The organism is Methanoculleus marisnigri JR1 (assembly GCF_000015825.1).
Taxonomy (GTDB): Archaea; Halobacteriota; Methanomicrobia; order Methanomicrobiales; family Methanoculleaceae; genus Methanoculleus; species Methanoculleus marisnigri.
This window is the reverse complement of sequence record NC_009051.1, coordinates 765,483-786,733: the sequence shown is the minus strand read 5'-3', so window position 1 is coordinate 786,733 and position 21,251 is coordinate 765,483. Positions and strand designations below refer to the sequence as shown.

The 21,251-nt window shown below is 62.7% G+C and carries 21 protein-coding genes; 10 read left to right on the top strand and 11 right to left on the bottom strand.

The features are described from left to right. Window positions 1-227: 227 nt before the first annotated feature. Window positions 228-1,208, bottom strand: coding sequence for a hypothetical protein (locus MEMAR_RS03930; RefSeq protein WP_011843648.1), 981 nt, complete (start codon window positions 1,206-1,208; stop codon window positions 228-230). 122 nt (window positions 1,209-1,330) lie between these two features. Next, complete coding sequence (locus tag MEMAR_RS03925; protein ID WP_011843647.1) at window positions 1,331-1,963, bottom strand: hypothetical protein; 633 nt, start codon at window positions 1,961-1,963, stop codon at window positions 1,331-1,333. 225 nt (window positions 1,964-2,188) lie between these two features. Here MEMAR_RS03925 and MEMAR_RS03920 point away from each other — a divergent pair, with 225 nt between their 5' ends. The 4 genes from MEMAR_RS03920 (at window position 2,189) to MEMAR_RS13085 (ending at window position 5,040) form a co-directional block, all read left to right on the top strand. After that, entirely contained in the window at window positions 2,189-2,602 is a 414-nt protein-coding gene (locus tag MEMAR_RS03920) for a hypothetical protein (protein ID WP_011843646.1), read from the top strand. A gap of 343 nt (window positions 2,603-2,945) precedes the next feature. Further along, window positions 2,946-3,596 (top strand): hypothetical protein, encoded by a 651-nt coding sequence (locus MEMAR_RS03915; protein ID WP_011843645.1) that lies wholly within the window; start codon window positions 2,946-2,948, stop codon window positions 3,594-3,596. Between the two features lie 65 nt (window positions 3,597-3,661). After that, window positions 3,662-4,288, top strand: a complete 627-nt coding sequence (locus MEMAR_RS03910) for a hypothetical protein (RefSeq protein ID WP_011843644.1) — start codon at window positions 3,662-3,664, stop codon at window positions 4,286-4,288. Between the two features lie 281 nt (window positions 4,289-4,569). Beyond that, window positions 4,570-5,040 (top strand): hypothetical protein, encoded by a 471-nt coding sequence (locus MEMAR_RS13085; protein WP_011843643.1) that lies wholly within the window; start codon window positions 4,570-4,572, stop codon window positions 5,038-5,040. A gap of 138 nt (window positions 5,041-5,178) precedes the next feature. Here the strand turns inward: MEMAR_RS13085 and MEMAR_RS03900 are convergent, their stop codons facing one another. Together MEMAR_RS03900 and MEMAR_RS03895 are read right to left on the bottom strand one after the other, a co-directional pair. Further along, the gene (locus MEMAR_RS03900) at window positions 5,179-7,617 is read right to left on the bottom strand and encodes a DNA-directed DNA polymerase (RefSeq protein ID WP_011843642.1); all 2,439 of its coding nucleotides are present in this window, start codon (window positions 7,615-7,617) and stop codon (window positions 5,179-5,181) included. A gap of 19 nt (window positions 7,618-7,636) precedes the next feature. Then, window positions 7,637-8,503 carry a malate dehydrogenase gene (locus MEMAR_RS03895; RefSeq protein ID WP_011843641.1) on the bottom strand — a complete coding sequence of 289 codons (867 nt, stop codon included), beginning with the start codon at window positions 8,501-8,503 and terminating at the stop codon, window positions 7,637-7,639. A gap of 205 nt (window positions 8,504-8,708) precedes the next feature. Here MEMAR_RS03895 and MEMAR_RS03890 point away from each other — a divergent pair, with 205 nt between their 5' ends. Both MEMAR_RS03890 and MEMAR_RS03885 read left to right on the top strand, forming a co-directional pair. Continuing rightward, the gene (locus MEMAR_RS03890) at window positions 8,709-9,596 is read left to right on the top strand and encodes a dihydroorotate dehydrogenase (protein WP_011843640.1); all 888 of its coding nucleotides are present in this window, start codon (window positions 8,709-8,711) and stop codon (window positions 9,594-9,596) included. Next, window positions 9,589-10,353: a dihydroorotate dehydrogenase electron transfer subunit gene (locus MEMAR_RS03885; RefSeq protein ID WP_048063742.1), complete on the top strand. Its 765-nt coding sequence runs from the start codon at window positions 9,589-9,591 to the stop codon at window positions 10,351-10,353. Before MEMAR_RS03890 ends, MEMAR_RS03885 begins: the two co-directional genes overlap by 8 nt. A gap of 26 nt (window positions 10,354-10,379) precedes the next feature. Here MEMAR_RS03885 and MEMAR_RS03880 read toward each other — a convergent pair whose 3' ends face one another. The 5 genes from MEMAR_RS03880 to MEMAR_RS03860 all read right to left on the bottom strand — a co-directional run bounded on the left by MEMAR_RS03880 (window position 10,380) and on the right by MEMAR_RS03860 (window position 15,910). Then, window positions 10,380-11,606, bottom strand: a complete 1,227-nt coding sequence (locus MEMAR_RS03880) for a WD40 repeat domain-containing protein (RefSeq protein ID WP_011843638.1) — start codon at window positions 11,604-11,606, stop codon at window positions 10,380-10,382. A 264-nt stretch (window positions 11,607-11,870) separates the two neighbouring features. Beyond that, window positions 11,871-12,494 carry a molybdenum cofactor guanylyltransferase gene (mobA, locus tag MEMAR_RS03875; RefSeq protein ID WP_011843636.1) on the bottom strand — a complete coding sequence of 208 codons (624 nt, stop codon included), beginning with the start codon at window positions 12,492-12,494 and terminating at the stop codon, window positions 11,871-11,873. An 18-nt stretch (window positions 12,495-12,512) separates the two neighbouring features. Continuing rightward, window positions 12,513-13,424 carry a ketopantoate reductase family protein gene (locus MEMAR_RS03870; RefSeq protein WP_011843635.1) on the bottom strand — a complete coding sequence of 304 codons (912 nt, stop codon included), beginning with the start codon at window positions 13,422-13,424 and terminating at the stop codon, window positions 12,513-12,515. Between the two features lie 21 nt (window positions 13,425-13,445). Then, the gene (locus tag MEMAR_RS03865; protein WP_011843634.1) at window positions 13,446-13,913 is read right to left on the bottom strand and encodes a methylated-DNA--[protein]-cysteine S-methyltransferase; all 468 of its coding nucleotides are present in this window, start codon (window positions 13,911-13,913) and stop codon (window positions 13,446-13,448) included. Next, complete coding sequence (locus MEMAR_RS03860) at window positions 13,901-15,910, bottom strand: ATP-dependent DNA helicase (protein WP_011843633.1); 2,010 nt, start codon at window positions 15,908-15,910, stop codon at window positions 13,901-13,903. The genes MEMAR_RS03865 and MEMAR_RS03860 overlap by 13 nt, the downstream gene beginning before the upstream one ends. A gap of 163 nt (window positions 15,911-16,073) precedes the next feature. On the opposite strand from MEMAR_RS03860, the gene MEMAR_RS03855 reads away from it, so the two are divergent. From MEMAR_RS03855 to corA (MEMAR_RS03840), 4 genes are all read left to right on the top strand, one after another. Continuing rightward, the gene (locus tag MEMAR_RS03855; protein WP_011843632.1) at window positions 16,074-16,328 is read left to right on the top strand and encodes a DUF5654 family protein; all 255 of its coding nucleotides are present in this window, start codon (window positions 16,074-16,076) and stop codon (window positions 16,326-16,328) included. A 54-nt stretch (window positions 16,329-16,382) separates the two neighbouring features. Beyond that, a complete protein-coding gene (gene corA / locus MEMAR_RS03850) occupies window positions 16,383-17,408 on the top strand; it encodes a magnesium/cobalt transporter CorA (RefSeq protein ID WP_011843631.1) in 1,026 nt (341 codons plus the stop codon). Between the two features lie 104 nt (window positions 17,409-17,512). Continuing rightward, window positions 17,513-18,496: a mechanosensitive ion channel family protein gene (locus MEMAR_RS03845; RefSeq protein ID WP_011843630.1), complete on the top strand. Its 984-nt coding sequence runs from the start codon at window positions 17,513-17,515 to the stop codon at window positions 18,494-18,496. A gap of 153 nt (window positions 18,497-18,649) precedes the next feature. Further along, on the top strand, window positions 18,650-19,648 hold the full coding sequence (gene corA / locus MEMAR_RS03840; RefSeq protein ID WP_011843629.1) for a magnesium/cobalt transporter CorA: 999 nt from the start codon (window positions 18,650-18,652) through the stop codon (window positions 19,646-19,648). Window positions 19,649-19,802: 154 nt separating this feature from the next. Here the strand turns inward: corA (MEMAR_RS03840) and MEMAR_RS03835 are convergent, their stop codons facing one another. Both MEMAR_RS03835 and MEMAR_RS03830 read right to left on the bottom strand, forming a co-directional pair. Continuing rightward, window positions 19,803-20,192, bottom strand: coding sequence for a cupin domain-containing protein (locus MEMAR_RS03835; protein ID WP_011843628.1), 390 nt, complete (start codon window positions 20,190-20,192; stop codon window positions 19,803-19,805). Between the two features lie 39 nt (window positions 20,193-20,231). Next, window positions 20,232-21,224 (bottom strand): TIGR03557 family F420-dependent LLM class oxidoreductase, encoded by a 993-nt coding sequence (locus MEMAR_RS03830; RefSeq protein ID WP_011843627.1) that lies wholly within the window; start codon window positions 21,222-21,224, stop codon window positions 20,232-20,234. Window positions 21,225-21,251 lie beyond the last annotated feature (27 nt).

Sequence of the window (21,251 nt, the reverse complement as noted above, 5' to 3'; positions counted from 1 at the left end):
AGACCCCCCTCGAAACTCTTCGAGTTTCTCATGCTCGCTGCGCTCGCACTCCCCTTTGTCCCCACCCCCCCATGGCGATACCCCCTCGAAATCCGTAAATGGGGTATAGCAGGTAGCAAGTACCACCGGCGATTCCGCATGCCGATAACGTCCCCGGAAAAACCCTATGATATTAGCAAGGTTGCGGTGAATCTGCCGGACTGAGGGCATTCGGCCAAAAAAAGATACTACGCCCCGCCACCACCGGCACGGAACGGAGAGACGCCCCTCAGAGCGTAGAGCAGCCCCCCGTAGCCGAGACTGACCGCGACGATCTGGACGATCGTCCCGAGCAGCGGGATGAAGGTGAGGACCTGCAGGATCACGAACCCCAGGACAAAGATCCACGAACGCCCCGTCTCCCACCCCGCCCGGGAAGCGATGACGTCCCCGAGGGCGTACGCGACAAAGAGCGACGAGAGCATCAGGGCGACGATGAAGAGCATTCCTGCGACGAGCGCGATGGGGAGGCCGATGACCGTGACCGCGACGATGACGAGGATGATCGCCGATACGATGATTGCGACGAACCCGAGAACCGTCAGGAGAACCGGGCTCTTCTCGACCTGCCCGACCACCGCCGCAAACAGGTCGGGGAACCCTCTGATGAGGAGAAGGCCGAGGATCAGGAACCCGACGGCGAAGAGCACCGAGAAGAGGTCGGGCAGCAGTCCGGGCTCCTCCGGCTCCTCGAACGTCACGTTCCCTGCCGTGCCGGGATTGTTGAACGTCCCGCCCGACACCGTCAGGTTGCGCAGAACCGAACCCGCGTTGGTGACTTCCCCCGCGCTGATGAATGCGTCACGCTCGATGACGGCATTCTCGCCGATCCTGACCATACCCCCGGTGACGAGGGCGTTCGTCGCGTTCCCGTTCAGTTCGATCTCGCCCCCGGCGGCAAGCACCTTCCCGCCGACATCGCCGTTGACGATCAGGGTGCCGCCCGCGGCGATGACGTCGCCGGCGACCGGCGCATCCACCGTCACCATGCCCCCGGCGACCGTCAGGCTGTCTACGGGGGCGTTGACGGTCACGGATCCGCCCGAGGCGACCACATCGTCGGGGATGGGGGTGTCGATCACCTGCTGATCTCCGCCGAGGAAGGTGAGCGCCTGGACCGCCGACGGGATGAGCAGCAGGCCGAGAATCAGCACTGCCAGATACTTCATATATCAGGAATAGATCGCCCCCCTCAAAAATCTTCGTGCGAAAGGGGAGGCGATACCGGCGCGGCTATGTTCTCGGCCGATACGAAGGCCGATCCTCCCGCCATCCGGATAAACCGCCTCTCTTAAACCAGATCACCGAGGCGGCGCTTGAGTTCGGCGATCGCCTCGTCCTTCCCGGAAACTTCCGACTCCTGGACGGAACGAATGTTCTCCTCGACCGACGTGGCCACCCACTCCTTCGGGACGCCGGACGCCGCGAAGAGCTCCTGCCACTCGTTGGAGCCGAACGGGATGACCCTGACCAGTTTGCCGAGGATGTTCCAGTCGACGACCCGGTACTCTTCTCCGGTACCGGTATCCGCCACCTGTACCGACCGGTCGTCGTTGCACCTGATGACCCGGGCGTGGATGACGTAGACGCTTACCTCGTCTTTGTCGGTGAAGGTGACCTGGACGACGTCGTCCGGCTGCGGGCTCTCGGGAACCACGTAGAGGGCGATATCGCCCGGATACATCAGGTCCGGCTCGTATCGGTCGGCGATGCCGATGTAACCGGTATCGGAGACGTAGAGCCGGAGATACTCCTGGTAGAACTTCCGGACGATCCAGTAGACCGCTCCCGGGTGCGTTTCCGCCAGTTTCAGGAGAAGATTGTGGATGGCGCTCGGAATGCTTTCCGGCCGATCCAGCACCTGACGGGCCAGATTCTCGTACGCTTCCACAACCCCGGCCTCTTCCTGCGTTGCCTCTGCCATACTAATAAACCCCGGTGCATAATACCGGCGGTAGGATAAAAGTGTTCCTCCGTGTATTCCCGGCACGCCGCCCGGATCAACGTGTGCACCCGGCCCCGTACCGACTCCGGCGAAGAGGAAACCGCCGGCCGCCGTCGCCGAGTACGCGAGGAGAGACGGGAAGAAGGGAAAAACTATAATGCTTATATTCGACCATGACCATACAGTAAAGCAGAGGATATTGATATGGGTGGCATAAAGGATTCTACGTATCTTGATGTCCAGAAGGCCCTCGCCCGGCGGTTCTCTCCCCTGGACGGGTGGCAGTTCTCATGGTCCCCCGCCGGCAGTGCGCAGCCGGAGGGTCTGCTCTCCCGCCGGGTCGCCGGCAGGACGGAGCGGGTGCTCGTGAACGTGAAGATGACTCCCAGTGTCCCGGCAGGTGCCGTTGAGGCACTCGAGGCTGCCGCAAGCGCCAGCAACGCCGACAGGGCTGTTCTCGTCGTGCCCGGCGGGGCGGCCGTCCCGGAGGTTCCCGAGGGAGTCGACGTCCTGGAGATGGGCAACTGGCAGATCGTCGGCGGCCGCATCGCCTGGGCGAAGAACATCGAGCGGAGCGCGTTCCTCGAGGAGGAGCGTGCGAGAAGGGGTCTCGCGTAAGGCGGCCCTTCACAACACTTTTACAACGACGTTTCGATAGTCCTCTACCTAAGAGAGGAGCGTTCCATTTTCGGGATTTGAACACCCATTCACTGTCAGTCCAGCTCCGGCGAGCCCCGGCACCCCGGGCGGGGTAGATGATGCCCATACACATGGATGAGTGTGTTTGCCCACGATCCGTCCCGGGACCGGGGCCTCATCTGTCAGGCGGGATCTTCATCATTCGCGCGGCTCCGATTCCCGCCTCGTAACGGCCGTTTTCAGGGAAAGAATCGGTCCGATACCTCCGATGTGTAGACGCGTGTCACAGAAAAGGTATATAGTGGAACATTGATTTCCAACCATGTACGCCGGATCGTGCATCCAGGTTGTGGTTCTCATCGCCGTCCTCGCAACCGCCGGGTGCCTCGAACCAGCCAGCCCGCCCGTAAACGCCACACCGGAGCCTTGCGAGACCTGCACCGTCCCCGAGGGATTCTGCGGCCCGCCCGCGGTCTGCCCGGGGGAACCGGTGAACGGTGTCTACGTCTTCACAGACAAAAACATCTACCGGATCGGAGAGGTGGTGGAGTTCGGCATCGTCAACTGCGGCGATGAACGAAAGGCGTTTAGCCCATTTCCGTGGGTGATTCAGGGATGGGTCACGAACGCGTCCGGGTTCACTTATCTGGTAGGTTACTGGGTGGTGGGGAATTGTACCGGTGGCATGTGGGAGACGATCGGCGTCGACGGGTGGTTTAGTACAGGCGAGACGATGTACCTCAATCCTGGGGGGAACTGGACGATGCAGTGGAACACTACGGACTGGTGGGAGACCGCAAAGAGGAGAGGAGACCACGTAGTACCGTTTCAATATCGGATGAGGAGTGATGGGTCCTCATATCAGATCAGCGACGACCCTCTTGCTCCCGGGATATACCGGGTATGGTACGACAAGGTATGGTACGATAACAACGCGTATAACAACGCGTCCAAGGAGTTCGAGTTCGTGTGATGGGAGAAGCGGATAACTCCGGCCCCCGGAGGCACAAGGATGTGCACACAACTGGAGAAACCACAATGAAGTCACGTATTCCCCCATGCATCGCAACGATAATCCTCGTCGTCCTTGCCAGCGCCGGGTGCCTGGGACCGGCCGATACTGCCGTAAATGCCACCCCGGAACCGACACCGGAGCCCTGCGAGACCTGCACCGTCCCCGAAGGATTCTGCGGCCCGCCCGCGGTCTGCCCGGGGGAGCCGGTGAACGGCGTCTATGTCTTCACGGACAGGAACGTCTACCGGATCGGGGAGGTGGTGGAGTTCGGCATCGTCAACTGCGGCGATGAACGCATAATGTTTGCTCACCCATCTCCGTGGCAGGTTGAAAGATGGATCACAAACGCACCCAGGGGCACACCGGACAACGATACCGACGGTACGTGGGAGATGGTCGGCCATGTTGCAGGATTTGTTCAAACAATGGCATGGCCTCTTCATCCCGGAGAGACAGAGACGACGCGGTGGAATACTACAGACTGGAATACTCCAGAGTGGGGGAGAGAGGTACGGCCGATGAACGACAACGTCACCCTCACCCCCGGGACATACCGGATACGGTACCCCTGGATCGGGATATCCCGGGGGGACCGGATACATTACGTAGAGGGCAACCTCAACTTCACCAAGGAGTTCGCATTCGTATGATGGCGTTGAGCAGGCGGCCCCGTGCCAGCGCGCAGCCCGGTGGGTCCCGTTCACCAGGAGGGGTAAGGATGTGCACGCAACCGGAGAAACCACAATGAAGTCACGTATTCCCCCATGCATCGCGGCGATAGCCCTCATCGCCGTCCTCGCAACCGGCCGGGTGCCTGGGACTGGCCGATACCGCCGTAAACATCACGCCAGAACCGACACCGGAACCCTGCGAGACCTGCACCGTACCCGAGGGATTCTGCGGCCCGTCCGGGGTCTGCCCGGGGGAGCCGGTGAACGATGTCTACGTCTTCACGGACAGGAACGTCTATCATATCGGGGATGTGGTGGAGTTCGGCATCGTCAACTGCGGCGATGAACAGGTGGAATTCAGCAACCCGTCCCCGTGGCGGATCGATAAGTGGGTCACGAACGCATCCGGGGGCACGCCGGGGAACAATATAGGCACATGGGAGATCATCGGCGATGCCGGGTGTACTCCATGTGCAAGGTGCTACCTCAATCCGGGACAAAACTGGACGCTCTATCGAACCTCAGCTCAGGAAAGGGCAGCCGGAGATCTCAAATACAGCTGGACGGAGGAACGGGTGCGATGGAACACTACAGACTGGTGGGATACTGCGGAGGCGAGCGGAAGTCCTGTACACCCATATGAGATTCGGATTCACGACGACCCCCTTACCCCCGGAAAGTACCGGATATGGTACGGGCGCAACCTCACCAAGGAGTTCGAACTTGTATAAAGGGGGGAAGAAGCAGAGTAACTCCGGGCCACGGGACCAGGGTTTTCACGCCGTTTTCCGTGCGTAGAGAGAGCCGGCACGAACCAGGGGTGCAGAACCCCGGTCGACCGGGCCGTGCTATCGCCGGTTCGGGGAAGGTCACATCCCGAAATCAAAGAGCGTCGTCCGCGAGGGGTCGACGTCGTGCCAGTCCCACCCGAGCGGCTCGATGATCCGCGAGAGAGGGCCTTTGAGCGTCTTTTCAAGCATCGTCTCCCAGTCGACGACGAACTCCGGCGGCACCTGGTCGGCATACTCGAAGCAGACCACGTCCGTTCGCGGGTACTTCGCCGTGACGGCCTTGATGTAGACGCGTTTGGGTTTGCTGCCCCGCTTGAAGTCGGTCCCGAGATGCATGTTCGAGTACTTGGCGCCCCGGATGTGGGCGTCGTCGTTCTCGTAACTATCCAGGCTCTTCCCGATACCGCCCGGAATGCCGGCCTCGTCGAGGGAGTACTCCCCCCGGCGGTACTTTCGGATGACGTCGCGGAGATACGCCTGCACGTCGCTGAACGCGTCCCCGCGAAGGATCATCTCGATGACGGCACGCTGCACCTCCCGCGTGATCTGCGGAGAGTCGCTGCGCCGGATCTCGAAGCCGACGACGTCCACCTCGTCGACGTCCTTGCCCTCCTTCCAGACCAGGTGCCCCGCGTAGCGCTTCTTCTTGCCTGCCTGGAAGAAACGGCGGTAGACCTTCTCGAACTTGATGGAGAAGTAATGCGTATCGGCGTTCAGCTCGGTCTTCGCGAAGTCGCCGTAGCTCGCGTTCAGCTTCGCCTCGATCTCCCTCGCCCGCGCAATGGTCGCCTCGAGATCGCCCGGCGGAACCTCGATCATGCAGGAGTCAGTGTCGCCGTAGAGCACAGTATAGCCGAGATTGGTGATGATATCCCGGGTGTGCCTGATGATCGCCCGGCCGACCGAAGTGACGGCCGACCCGATCTCGCGGTCGTAGAGCCTGAACCGGGTGTAGCCCGAGACCCCATAGTAGGAGTTCATGATCACCTTCAGGACGTTCTGCTGGAGGTCGTAAAGGACGTACTCCGGCGACCCGAAGGGGTAAAGGTTTCGGAGCCGCTTGCGCTCGTCCCGCTCCTCCAGGAGCTCGGCGATGATGCTCCGTGTCAGCCCGTCCGGTTCCCGGGAGAACCGGATGCCGTTCGGGGCCCGCAGTTCGCCGTCCGGGTTCTTCGTCTCGGGCGAGGCGTTGATCGTCATCATCGCCATAGGGTAGAGCGATTTCAGGTCGAGAACCACCACGTTCTCCCTTAGACCGGTCGCGGGCTCAAAGACGGTCGCCCCCTCGAACTCGTCACCTGCAGCGAGCCCTTTTGAGGGGAGAACGAACGTGCCCGACGCCTTCCGGAGAACGAAGATGTCGATGACGTTCGACGAGTTCAGCGTCCGGTCGAGCGGGCACCCGACGTACCGGGCGATCTCCCGGTAGAACTCGATGATGTTGTTCTTTTGATCGATCCCGACGCAGAGCTCGACGTCGCGGTAGTTGTACTCCACGAGCCGCTTCGGGTCGGTACGCCAGAGGTCGGTGATCGTCCCGGTGTAGCGGACCTTCGTCACCCCGAGTTCCTCCCCGGCGATCGCATCGAGCCGGTACGACTCCTTCTGGGCCTGGTGCATCTTCCGGTAAGCGCCGAGGAGATCGAAGATCGAGCGGCCCCGGACGGCGTTTCGCTCGGTCTGTCCCGGGATACGAGCGAGATCCTCGGCCTTGAGGCCGAGCGCCCCCATCCGTTTCACGATGTAGGGGATATCGAACTCTACGAAGTTCCAGCCCGAGAGGATATCGGGGTCGCGTTTTTTGACGTAGTCGACGAGCCCCTTGAGCATCGCGATCTCGTCCGGGTACCGGACGACCCGGTGCCGCTCTTGGACGCAAAGATCGGGCGCATCGCCCGCCGCCTCGCCGGGTTGCCAGAGGAGAGTCGTGTAGTCGTCGTCGAACGAGTCCCAGCAGGTGACGCAGATGATCGGGTCGCGCTCGGGCTCGGGGAACCCCTGCTCGTCCACGCACTCGATATCCATGATGCAGGTGCGTGCAGGAGCCTTGATCTCGGCCGGCGCGAGTTCGCAACACTCGATCTCAAAGGCACCATCGAACGATTCAACTGCACCGGCAGGTAATTCGACACCGGCGGTAAGACCGCAGTCTATCATGAACCGGGTGGTAAACGGGATATCAGCCTCATAGTGGTGCGAAAATACATCGCGGACGGCACGGACATCGCCGGGACGCCGGGTGTAGAGCCGCCGGAGGGGAACGCCCTGGATAGAGCGGTAGGTCGTATTCTCTTCAACGCCGACGATCTCCTGCGGGAGAGATCTGCCATCCACCAGATCGGCAGGCGCATAGAAGTAGGGCCGAAAACCGCTCACCCTGACTTGAATGGCCTTTCCGGATGCGTCCCGACCGAAGATATAAACGACCGGGGTATCGGCACCGACGTTACCGTACTCCACTTGATGAATACCGACACGGATCTTCCCGAAGTCCTCCAGCGTTGCCGGAACGCTCATGCCGGACTCAAGCACCCGGTCAACCATCGAATCTCCTGCAGAGTTCCCGCACGAACGCTCCCGCCTCCGCCATCTTCGCGGACTCCCAGGTATCGAGTTCCCACTCCTCGATGCCGAGGATGCCCTCGCGGCCTATCCGGGCAGGGACGCCGAGGGAACAGCCGGAAAGACCGAATTCACCGTCGAGCACGCACGAGCAGGGCAGCACCTCGCGCCGGTCGTGGAGGATCGCCCGGATCAGCATGGCGATGTGATACGCGGGCCCAAAGACCGTCCCCCCTTTGCCGCGGATCACCTCCATGCTCGCCCCCCGCATCCGGGAGAGGATTGCTTCGCGCTCACCGGTATCAAGATCGCTGCCGGTCTTCGAGAAGACCGGCACCTGGCGATCGCCGTGCTCCCCGAGCACCCAGGCCGGCCCGGGGATCCCAACCTCGCGGAGGAAACCGGCAAACCGCGCGCTGTCGAGCTGGCTGCCGAAACCGATACACCGCCGCCGGTCGATGCCCATCATCTTCCAGAGGCCGTAGTTGTTCGCGTCCATCGGGTTCGTGACGGAGATGACGACACCGGGGAACCCCTCCAGGAGCTCGCTGCACCGCTTCGCCACCGGGATATTGGCCTCGAGGAGGTCGGCCCGGGTCTTGATATCCGGTGTCCTCGGGGTGCCCGCCGCAAAGACGAAGATATCCGCATCCCGCATCGCCGCCGTTTCGGTGGAGATCGCAACGTCGATACCCGTGTGTTGCAGGTCGAGCACCTGTGCCCGGAGGAGGGGCTCGTATACGTCGTAGACGACGATCTCGTCTACGAGACCGAGCGCGGCGGAGAGGAACGCCGTCTCGCCCCCCACCTTTCCGACGCCCAAGATTGCAAGCGAGGTCATAGTATCGGTCCTGATTCTAAGTAGTGGTATATGTTATGCGCGCAAAGAGGCTCCCGACTGCACGGAGAATAACGATCCGGCGGGGAAAAGAGCCTCTTTACCGCTTCCCGTGCCGGTACCCGGGCTCCGGAGAGCGGAGCACATACTTTCCTGTTAGTACACTTGGCGCGAGAGTATAATAATACTCTACTCCTACCTTTTTTCAATGGTTACGCTTTATCCAGGCCCCATCGAGGTCGGCGGCGTCCGACTGAGGAACCACCTGCTGCTCGCGGCCGGCGTCCTCGGTACCACCGGGGCGTCGCTCGCCCGTATTCTCGCGAACGGCGCGGGCGGTGTGGTCACGAAATCCATCGGCCCGAGCCCGAAAGAGGGGCACCCCGGCCCCTGCCTCGTCGTGGTCGACGGCGGCATCATCAACGCCATGGGCCTGCCGAACCCCTCGGCCGCGTTCAAGGGCGAACTGGCTTCTCTCGCGGGCGAGCCGGTGATCGTGAGCATCTTCGGGGGGACACCGGAGGAGTTCCGGACGGTCGCCGGGTGGTTCGCCGGCACGGCATCCGGGCTCGAACTGAACCTCTCCTGCCCCCACGCGGAGGGCTACGGGGCGGCGATCGGGAGCGACCCGGCTCTCGTCGAGGAGTGCACCCGGGCCGTAGCCTCCCTCGGGGTTCCGACCTGGGTGAAACTCACCCCGAACGTCGCCGATATCGCCGAGATCGGGGCGGCCGCGGAGCGCGGAGGGGCGGACGCGATCGTCGCGGTCAACACCGTGAAAGCGATGCGGATATCGACGGCGCTCCGGCGGCCGGTGCTCGGGAACCGGTTCGGCGGACTCTCGGGGAAGGCCATCTTCCCCGTCGCCGTCCGGTGCGTCTACGACCTCTACGAGGCCTGCTCCATCCCGATCGTCGGGTGCGGCGGAGTCTCCACCGCCGACAACGTCGTCGAGATGATGATGGCGGGAGCAAGCGCCGTCGAGATCGGGAGCGCCGTCATCGACGAGATCGGGATCTTTGCTGCGATTGCAGACGACCTCTACAGCAGCGACGGCGTCGACGCGGGCGAGATCGTGGGGTGCGCCCATGCATGAGCAGATGCCCGCAGCGGTTACGATAACAAAGATCGTGGAGGAAACACCGTCGATCAGGACGTTCGTCTTCGACCGCGAGATCGCCGCCCGGCCGGGCCAGTTCGTGATGGTCTGGGTGCCGGGCGTGGACGAGGTCCCGATGGCCCTCTCCTCCCCGTCCTCGATCACCGTCCAGAAGGTCGGCGACGCGACCGCCGCTCTCTTTGCGATGCACGAGGGCGACCGGATCGGGATACGGGGTCCGTACGGGAACGGGTTTGCCGTCTCCGGCAGAACACTTGTCGTCGGCGGCGGCGTTGGGGCCTCCCCGCTGCTGCCGCTTGTCACGACCGGGCAGGTGGACACCTTCCTCCTCGGCGCCAGAACGGCCTCCGAACTCCTCTTCGCGGAGAGGATACGCGATGCGGCGACGCTGATGGTCGCGACCGACGACGGCACCGCCGGGCACCACGGGTTCGTGACGGAACTCATGTCGAGGGTGGATCTCGCCGACTTCGACCACATCTGCGTCTGCGGGCCCGAGATCATGATGGCGGCGGTGCTCGCCGTCCTCGACCGGGAAGGATGTGCCGGACGGGGACTCTTCTCCCTCCATCGCTACATGAAGTGCGGGGTCGGCCTCTGCGGATCGTGCTGCACCGACCCGCACGGCCTGCGGGTCTGCAGGGACGGCCCCGTCTTCTCCGGCGACGTCCTGATCGACAGCGAGTTCGGGCGCTACGCGCGCGACGCAAGCGGGAGCAGGCACCGGATTTAGCGCCCTATCGGGCTAAAATAAAGGGATCAGGCCAGGAAATCATCCCGGGGTTCAAAGAGAAGGGAGAGGATGTTCTCCACCCACCCAACCACCCTTGAGGTTATCGGGACCTCCTCTCGGGCATCGGCGCTCACTCCCGCCGCTGTATCCGTGCCAGTGTCCTCGGGGGTCGGGGGGACCGTCACGCCGGTCGTCGTGTTTTCCGACGGTTCGGTCTCGTTGATCACAGCCTCCGGCGGATTCCAGGTCTCGACCAGGTCCGGATCGTTTGTGAAGAGACGGATCGACCGATCGCCCTCGCCGCCCCCGACGACGAGGAACGAACCGTCGGGGGTCACGGCGACGGACTCCGCACGGCCCTTGAGGGCGATCTTCTGGACCTCGGTTCCCGTGCGGTCGAAGACGTAGATTGTCCTGCCGGATGCAGCGAAGATCCTCTTAGCCTCGTTCGTCAGGGCCGTTGAGATGACGGCATCCCCCACGGGATATTTCCAGAGGTGCTCCCCCTCCCCCGTGGAGAGATAGAGGCACCGGTCGACCGATCCGGCCGCCACGAACCGCCCGTCGGGGGTGAGGTCAATCCCCCTCACCAGTTTGCCGGTTCCGTAACTCCAGGACTCTCCCTCCCTGCTGTTGAGGAGATAGACCCCCTGGTTATCGCAGCCGATCGCGATCCTGCGGCCGTTCTTCGATATCGCGAGATCGTAGCTGTCGGTCCCCATATCGTAATCCCAGAGTTGCTTCTTGTTCCGATCAAAGATGTAGACCGCGCCGTTGTCGCAGCCGGCGGCGACATACGTGCCGTTCGATGAGAGATCCACGCTCCGGTAGACAAAACCCGTCTTCTCGGTCCAGAGCAGGTCTCCGTCCCCGTCGTAGAGATAGAGCTTGTCTGCAGCAACGCCTATCCGCGACCCTTCGGGCGATATCCCGACACTGTTCACCCGCGAACCGGCGGGGCTCTCCCAGAGAACATTTCCCTGCTGGTCAAGAACGTAGACCACCGAACCTGCAGAGGCGACGATCATGGAACCGTCGTGCGTGACCGCCACGGAACTGACGGGGCCGTTGGCCCCCTGCCCCCAGACCGGAACATACTCCCCCCCCTCGTCCGCGGAGGCAACCCCACACAGGGCAGCGGTAAGGCAGCATAACAGAAGGAGCACCCTCTTGATACGCCCGGAATCCACAAGCCCGGAACAAGCCCGGACCCTAACGGTAGAACTGGATGAAGTCACTTCCCCCGATGACATCAGGCCCTGATCCACGGAGATAATATATATGTCTTTCGGGCAACGTTCCGCATCAGGGTTCCGGGACGGTTCTCCGGCTCCTGCCCGGCCTCAATCAGGGACGGCCGGAGGCCGCCGCGGTTTCGGGAATACCGGTAGAACATTTTAAGGGCCCGGGGAACCCTGAGCCGGGTCACGAGAAAAGGACGGTTCACGACCGGAATGCCCGCAAGGACGGTACGGAGGGCGGCCCCCCACCCGCTTACGGGTCGGGGCTCCAAACGTTCAGCAAGGGTCACGCGGGTCGTCGGTATCGTGCCCTGCCGCAGGATCGATCGACTCCAGGTCTTCGAGATTGTTGATATTCGTAAACGTCAGGAGACCCGGATCGATCTCGCGAATCTTCTCCACGCCAACGTACCGGGTATCGAGGCTCCAGATCATCGCCCGGAGCGAGAGCGACTCGTGCTCCTCCAGGTAGCCGAGCAGTGCGCTCCTCCGGTAGACCGCGTGGAGCGGCTCGAGCATATCGGCGTTCCAGCAGGGAATGGCGGCATCGTAGCCGACGGCGGCATCGAAGAGCAGCCGGACCACCCCCGGGTGGATGCAGGGCATGTCGCAGGCGGCAACGAAGACGTATTCGCCGTGCACCGCGAGCGCCCCCGCGTGCAGGCCGCCGATGGGGCCGAGACCCTGCCGGACGTCCGATATGCACCTGATATCCCCGATATGGCCGAACCGCTCGCACTGCCCGGGATCCCGCGCGACGACCACGATCTCGTCCGCCACTTCCTTCAGGGTGTCGATGAGGCGGTCGATGAAGGTCTTGCCCCGGAACGTAAAGAAGTACTTCTCCCGCCCACCGGCACGCCGTGCCGCTCCGCCGACAAGGACTATCGCAGATCGCATGCTCTTCTCTCCCGGCCGTCAGATCTGCTCCCGGAAGCGGATCAGTTCGGCGATACAGGTGTTGTAAGCCGCATCGATGCCGTGCTTCTCGGCGAGCGCCGCCACCGCACCGTTCATGAAGTCGATCTCGGTCTTCCTCCCGCCGGCGATATCCTGGAGCATCGACGAGTGGTGGGCGGCCGTCGCGGGGAGCTGGGTCGTCCGGAGATACTCCAGGTACGCCTCCGCGGTCTCCCAGGGGAGGGGGACGCCCTCGGCCTCCGCCACCCGGTAAGCCTCCTCCACAATCGCGGCGACGACCGCCCATGCGTGCGGATCGACGAGCGCGCCGTAAGGGACGTTCATGAGGGCACCGAGCGGGTTTAACGCGCAGTTGTAGAGGGTCTTGCCCCAGATGTCCGTCCTGATGCCGGCGGTCGCCTCCGCCCGGATACCGGCCTCCCGGATGAGGGCGGCGAGACGCTCGACCGCGTCATCCGTACCGGACGGGAACCGCCCGAGTTTCATGGGCGCCGCCTCCACGGAGACGTGGACCGACGCGTCGCTCCGCCACTCGAACCCGGTGATGATCATGGCGCCGATGACCCGGTCGGTGAACCGCGTGATGATCTCCTCGTTTCCGATACCGTTCTGGAGACTCACCACCTCGCGCCCCCCGACGGCGTCGGCGAACTGGCGGCAGATCGCCTCCGTGCCGGTGGACTTTGCGGCGACGATGTAGTAGTCGGCGTCCCGCCACGCGTCGGGGAGATCCTCGGAGCAGCTGAACCGGTATGCGCCCTCTCCCCATATACCAGTCATTAGAAAACCCCGTTTCCGTACCGCATCCGCGTGCCGCGTCCTCGCTACGGCGTGAACGTCCGCAACGCGGGACAACTTTGCAGCAACGGTCAGCCCGACCGCCCCGGCACCCAGGACCACGATCTTCATTTCAATAGTATTATGGCGGAGTTACCTGTTAATTCCTCGCTTTTCCGGCGCGCAGACATCTCCCCGGCGCTCCATCTCAAGCAGGATCTCTTTGATCGCGAGATCGGGGGAGAAACCGCCCATGCCGGTCTTCGCGACGACCCGGTGGCAGGGCACCACGATCGGGGTCGGGTTCCGGGCCATCGCCGCCCCGACCGCCCGGGGCGCGGTTCCGACGATCCGGGCAACCTCACCGTAGGTGACGGTCTCCCCGCAGGGGATTGCCCGGACCGCACGGTAAATCCCGGCAAAGGTCGAGTCGCCCTCGGTCGCGACGCTCCGGAGGGAGGCAAGATCCGCCGGCCGCCCGGCGCAGTAGCGGAGGATCTCTTCCGGGACCGACCCTGCGATGCTCTCACGCGCGAACCGCACCCGGTAGACGAGGTCGTCCTGCCATGCGACGTGGACGTGCCACAGGCCGAACCGGCACGACCCGGTCAGGATCGCCATCTCTCGGCCTCCTTTCGGAACGCTTCGACGGTGCATGCCGTCATCTCCTCCTGCATCCACGGCGGCAGCCCCGCATGAACCCGGCGCTCCAGGAACCTTCTGTCCCCGAGGATGAGCATACCCCGATCATCGGGCGTCCGGAGCACCCGGCCGAGCGCCTGCAGGGCGCGGTTGACCGCCGGGAGGGTGTAACTGATGAACTCCCCCTCCTCCCCGAACTTCATCCGGAAGTAGTCGATCACCATCCTCCTGACACGGTTGAACGGCGCGAGCGGGAGGCCGATGACGAGCGCCCCCGAGAGCATCTCGCCGCGGTAGTCCAGGCCCTCGCTCCACTTGCCGCCGCAGACCGCAAAGAGGATGCCCGAGCGGCCGGTTCCCGGGAGGGCCATGAACTCCCGGAGCATCGCGGCCGAGGCTGTGGCATCCTTGGACTCGATGTAGATCTGCTTCTTTCTGATGCGGGGTGCGCACCGCTCCGCAAAGGTGTTCAGGAGGTCGTAGGAGGGAAAATAGACCGCGAGGTTCCCGGGGAGGCGGGCAAACGTGGTGATGTAGTCCTCGGTCCGTGCGAGGTTCTCTCTGTCCCGGCGCATCGAGTAGGCGGTGGTGATGTCGTTTGCACAGAAGATGCGGCGGTTCTGTGGGGGGAAGGAGTTCGGGAGCGACATCGCCGTGACGGGAAGGTCGCCGAAGTAGTAGCGGCGGTAACTCTCGATGGGGGAGAGCGTCCCCGAGATCAAAACGCAACAGGCGTGCGCCCGGGCGATGTCCTGGAGTTTGGTGCTCGGGTCGATGTTTCGGACCTCGAGCGCCACAGCCCCGTCCTCTTCTTTGCGGTAGACCGTGAGGTATGCCGGGTCGGCGGCGGAGCGGAAGATCCGGTAGAAGAACTCGGTCAGCCGCTCGATTGCGCTCTCCCGGAACTCGCCCGCCTGCATATTCTTCTCGCGAATCCCCTCGCTGATCTTGAGGAGGTCGTCCACGATCTCCTCCACGCTCCGGTAGAGCGTGCCGGACAGGATCATCTTCTGAAAGACCGGCGGCTCGAAGAAGTCCTCCGTCTCATAAGAGCCCTTGAGCGCCTCCATGAACCGGGTGATCTGCGGCAGGATCTGGACTATGGCGTCCGCCTGCGGCGATCGCCGCCGTCCGGAGAGTTCGTGACCGGCCTGCACGATGTCGCGCTCCTCGATCGTCACGCTCTCGATGCTCTGGACGACGTCTCCGCAGTTGTGCGCTTCGTCGATGAGCAGCAGGGCGTCGTGCCCCTCGATCCCAAGCGACTGGTAGAGCTGTTCCCGGATCATGTCGTCGAAGAGGTGGTAGAAGTTCACGAGCACCACGTCGGCGTCCCGGGCAGCATGCATCATCGTATCATAAGGGCAGATATCGCCACAGAACCCGGCGAGCTGGTCAGGCCAGATCAGCTCGGTGCTCACCCGCTCGGCCCGGACACGCAGGGCCGCCGACGGGATCATCTTCAGTCCTCCGTCCTCGGGCTCCACGAACGATTTGCCGTGGATGAAATAAGGGCAGATGAGCGGGTGCTCCGGGTCCATCTTGCGGATCTGCTGCTTTATCTGGCGATCGTTCGCCGGGACGAGCGAGCCCTTCTGCGCCCGCTCCCGCATCAGCGCCGTCGAGAAAGACTTGACGCCCTCGCACCGCCGGTAGATATCGCCCTCGCCGCCGAGCGGGCACATGCTTGACTTGCCGATGAGGTAGGCGAACTTGAGGTTGCCGCGCTTCTTCCGGATGAGCTCGAGCTCGCGCATGAACGTGGCGAGCTGGCTGATGGTCCGGACGGCGACGAGCACTTTTCGTCCCCGGCTCTCCGCGAGGAGCGCGGAGACCACGCTCGACTTGCCGCTCCCGGTCGGCGCATCGATCATGGCGATGCCGCCGTCGCGTGCGATGGAGGCGGCCGCTTCAAGCATCTCCCGCTGATGGGGCCGGTACTCCCGGTACGGGAACCAGTCGTCGAGGCTATCCATTGCATACAGTTCGACGGCTGACATCAATGTAGTTTGGGTGCCCGGGGCGAAAGTGAACGGTGGCGGTACTGCCCGAACGGCGGAAGGGAGGGAGGGCGCAGACCGGGACGCCCTTGCGGAAGTATTATATATTAGCCCGCTTACCGCTCGCCGGTGAGACTGTATGTCACTCAAGGCTGAGGTCATTGAAAAGGTATCGGCTCTTCTCGCGGCTGCATTCGGCCTGATCGCCGCTCTCGCATGGAACGGAGCCATTCAGGAACTTTTCGCGGAGATTTTTGGAGATCAGAGCTCGCTTGTCGCCATGTTCGTGTATGCCATCGTCGTGACGATCATCGCGGTGATCGCGGTCATCCTGATCGGCCGCGCTGCAGCGAAGGCGAAGAGAGAGGATGAGATAGCGGCAACAAGAAGGTGAAGCCCAAAAATCCCTTCATTTTCGATAAACCCACCTGAACCACCCGGATATCCTATGAGCCTGCACGACGACCAGGTGACGGGTGGAGCGGCCCCCCGCTCACGACCGGTCACCGTCACGGTCATCGACTACGATGAGTCCCGCCTCGAAGAGCGAACGTACACGCTGCCGGGGGAGTTCCGGCTCTCCGTCCTCCATGAGGGGGTCATCTGGATCGACGTCGACGGCGTCCACGATACCGGGGTGATCCAGGCGGTCGGGGATGCCGTCGGGATTCACCCCCTGACCCTGGAGGACATCGCGAACACCCGCCAGCGGCCGAAGATCGAGGATTACGGCGATTACCTCTACGTTGCAGTCCGGATGCTCGCTCCCGGAGACGGCGAGTTCCATAGCGAGCAGGTCAGCCTGGTGCTCGGGAGAGGTTACGTCGTATCCTTCCAGGAACACCCGGGCGACGTCTTCGAGCGCATCCGGGAGCGGCTGCGTGCAGGAGCCGGGCGGCTCCGAAGCGTTGGGCCGGATTACCTCTTCTATGCCCTGCTCGACGCGATTGTCGACGGCTACTTCTCTGTGATCGAGGTCTTCGGGGAGCGTATCGAGGCGGTCGAGGAGGAGGTGGTGGCTGACCCCGACCGCGGGACACTGCAGGTGATATATGCCTTAAAACGATCCCTGATAGCGCTCCGGCGCTCGGTCTGGCCGCTCCGCGAAGCGGTTGCACAACTCGAACGGGGCGAATCGCCCCTGATCGGGGAACAGACGCTCGTCTACTTCCGGGACGTCTACGACCACACCATAGAGGTTGCCGAGACCGTGGAGACCTACCGGGATACGATGTCCGGAATCCTCGACGTCTACCTCTCGAGCCAGAGCAGCCGGATGAACGAGATCATGAAGGTCCTCACCGTCATCGCCACCATCTTCATCCCGCTCACCTTCATCGCCGGGGTCTACGGCATGAACTTCGCCTACATGCCGGAGATCAGCCATCCCTGGGGCTACCCTGCGGCCCTCGCCTCGATGGCGGTCGTCGCGGTCGCGATGCTCCTCTACTTCAGGAAGAAAGGGTGGATCTGAACCGCGGCCGCCACCCCTTCCCACCCCATAAGCCCGGATACCATTATATCCCGTTGCGTCGAAGTCCGCGCCATCTTGCTGCGAGGAGAAGCAGGGCGAGGGGTATGCAGGCGGACCGACGGCAACCGGAGAGGCAGGAAGAGAGACGGGCGACGCTGAGAACCGTCGCCGTCATCGTGATCTCCGGCACCGCCACGGCCCTGTTCCTGCTTGCAGCACTCCTCTACCCGGACATCTTCCTCGAACGCGTCTTCTACACGTCCCTCACGATCAGCCTCGTCTACTTCTTCTTTCTCGTCGTCGAGTCGCTCACCCTCCGGCGCATCAAGGACGAGCGGGAGCGCTACTCGTTTCGGAGAACGGTGTCCATCTTAAAGTTCGTCGTCGTCGCCGTCATCCTCCTCCGGGTCTGGATCGACACCAACTACATCTTCGTCGCCTACGGGATCATCGGTGCCGGGATCGCCGTCGCGCTCCAGGATCTCTTCAAGAACTTCGTCGGCGGGATCCTGATCATCGTCTCGCGCACCTACCAGATCGGCGACCGTATCGAGATCAGCGAGACGATGGGCGACGTTCTCGATATCGGGATCCTCGCGACGAAGATCCTGGAGATCCACGCCCGCGACGTGAAGGGAGATCAGGCAACGGGCAGGATCGCCGTCGTCCCGAACGGTGCCGTCCTGTCATCAAGGGTCTTCAACTACACGATGGATCACACCTTCGTCTGGGACGAGATCTCCATCCCCATCACCTACGGGTCGGACTGGCGGCGGGCAGTCTCCCTCTTCCTCGATATCGTTCGCCGGGAGACGGCGGCGACGTCCGGACGGGCCGAGCGGGAGATCGAGAGGATCGGCATGCGTTACTACCTGCCGAGGAGAGAGGTGGAGCCGTCCGTCTACCTGACCCTCACCGACAACTGGATCGACTTTTCTATCCGGTACGTGACCGACGTCCGGAGGAAACGGGCCACGAAGGACGACCTCTCCCGCAAACTCCTCGAGGCGATCGAAGCGGCCGACGGTATCACCATCGCGACCGAGAACATTATCGTCTACGACGGCGGGCCGGTCGAAGACGCGTGATCTGCCCGACAGTGATGTTTTATACCTTGGGATGCATGCCCCTTACCCGGGATGATGTCCACGACTCCTGCCGGGCGGCTCGCCGGGTGATTTGCCGGGACCGGCAAGGCGTATCCGCCTCTTCCCCGGGGAGCAGGGACTCCGGAGGTGGCGATGGGGCCGGAAAAAACCTGTGGGATACTCTCGATCCGGGTGATCGACTACACGGAGGATCGCATCGAGGAGCACGAGTGCATCGAACTCACCGAGGCATGGTCGTGGATCGGCCGGGAGACGGTCACCTGGATCGACGTCGTCGGGGTGCCGGAGCGCGACGAACTCGTGATCCTCGGGAAACAGGCGGGGATCCACCCGCTCACGATGGGGGATATCACGGCCCCGGACCAGCGGCCGAAGGTGGAGGAGTTCGGGACCTACGTCGCCGTCATCGCGAGGATGCTCTCGGAGAGAGACGGCAGGGTCGCAAGCGAGCAGGTCAGCCTGATCTTCGGAGAGAACTACGTCATAACGTTCCGCGAGCAGCCGTTCCAGGTCTTCGAACAGGTCAGGGAGCGGCTCAGGAACGAGCTGAGTGTCCTCCGGGGCGCGGGGCCGGATTTTCTCGTCTACACGCTCCTCGACGCCATGGTGGGCGTCTACCTCGCCATCCTCGACGCGGTCGACGACCGGGTGGAAGACCTTCAGGGCAGGGTTCTGGCCTCCGCGGACCCGCTTGCCTTAAAACAGATCTACGAACTCAAGGAAGATCTCCTGACCATCCGGAGAGCGGCCGTCCCGGCACGCGAGGTTCTCGGGTCGCTCGCAAGCCGGGAGTTGAGCCTTGTCCGGAAGGAGACGATCCCGTACTTCCGGGATATTTACGATCGGTGCATCCAGGCGGCAGAGGTTGCGGAGTATACCAGGGATACGCTCTCCGGCGTGATGGATCTCCATACCTCGAACCAGAACAACAAGCTCGCCGAGATCACGACGATCCTCACCATCGTCGCGAGCATCTTCATTCCTTTAAGCTTCATCACCGGGTTTTACGGGATGAATCTCAGGGACATACCGCTCGAAGACTCGCCCTGGGGCTACCTGCTCGTTCTCCTCCTCATGCTGGGTGTCGCGCTCGCGATGCTTCTCTACTTTAAAAAGAAAGAGTGGATATGACGGCTATCCAGAATGGATTCCGTCGACTTTCGGGTGGTGATTCCGGTTTTCCAGTAGCGAGATGTATGGCGTCATAGAGATGAAAAACGCATCCGGGCATCCCGAGCACGGAGATGCGGTATTGGGGGAGAATGAGACAGGGGGTCCCCTGCCTTCACTTCGGGCCGGGGGCAAAGACCGCCAGCAGGACGACATCCTCCTTATCGGCAACAACCGTGTGGCGGACCCCGGGGGGCGTGGTGAATGTGTCCCCGGACTTGAAGGGTATCTCCTGTCCGTCGAGGATCATCTTCCCGCGACCGTCGAGTACGGCGTTCCATTCCCACTGGCTCTCATGGAGATGGTCGGGGACCTCACAGTTCTTTTGAAGCCGGACCAGATGGGTGGAGAATGACCCGTTCGTATCCGCTCCCGATGCGAGGTCCGCAAGGGTGACACCGGCCCATGCCGGGTTCGGGTACCACACGATCCGCCTTCCCGCCACTTCGGCGGAGAAGAAGGCCCTCCCCTTATCCAGGAATTCGGCGATGTTCTGGTTTTCCATAGGTGCTCCATAAATCGGATTGAACCGGGAGATCCCGGTTCAGTCCCTGACAGCCGGGAGGATCTCCTTGAAGATATCGATACCGAAGTTCACGTCCGGGCTGGAGTTTCCGAGACAGAAGTGGTTGATGCCCGCCTCTTTGAACCGCTCGATCTCCTTGATCATCCCTTCGGCGTCTGTGGCACACATGTAGTTCTCCTTGATGGTGTCGCAGTGGACGAGGTTCGCGTGGAGCTGGACCTCCTTCGGGTCATAGACCTTGTACTTGAACATCGAGGGGACGAGACATCCTGCCCAGAACCGGTTGCCCTCGACCGCTTTGTCGTAGTCGGGGTCGACCGAGTACCAGATGAGCATGGCGCGCTCCATCTTGCCCGGGTCCTTCCCGGCCTCGCGGGCGCCTTCCTCAAACTTGGGGATGGTGACGTCTTTGAGGGTCGACGGGGCGGCCGCGACGGTCATGAGATGGTCGCCGTACGTGCCGGCAAGTTTTGCACCCCTGGGGCCAAGACCGCTGAAGTAGAGGGGCACCCCGTCGTCGGGTTTGGTGTACATGAACGCCTTGTCGAGGGTGAAGTACTCGCCCTTGAAGGTGACGGGCTCATCGCTCTCCCAGAGTTTGCGCATTACTTTGACCGCTTCGATGGTCATGTTCTGGCGCTCCGGAACGCTCGGCCACTCGCCGGTGACCGGCACCTCGTTCATCGCCTCGCCGGCGCCCACGGCGACGCCCACCCGTCCGGGGTACATCTGCCGGAGTGTGGCGAACGTCTGTGCAACGATGGCCGGATTGTACCGCATGATCGGGCAGGTGATACACGTCGAGATAAACACCTTTTTGGTGGCCTGGAGTGCCGCACCCATCCAGGCCCAGGCCTGCGCCGACTGCGCATTGTCATGGTACCACGGGTGGAAGTGGTCATCCGCCCAGATCGAGTCGAAACCGACATTCTCTGCTCTGACTGTCTGTTCCAGCGCATCCATTGGGCGATACTGCTCAAGGGATGCAAAGTAACCTATTTGCGTTTTCATGGTTCTGGTCTCCTGAAGATCGGCAGA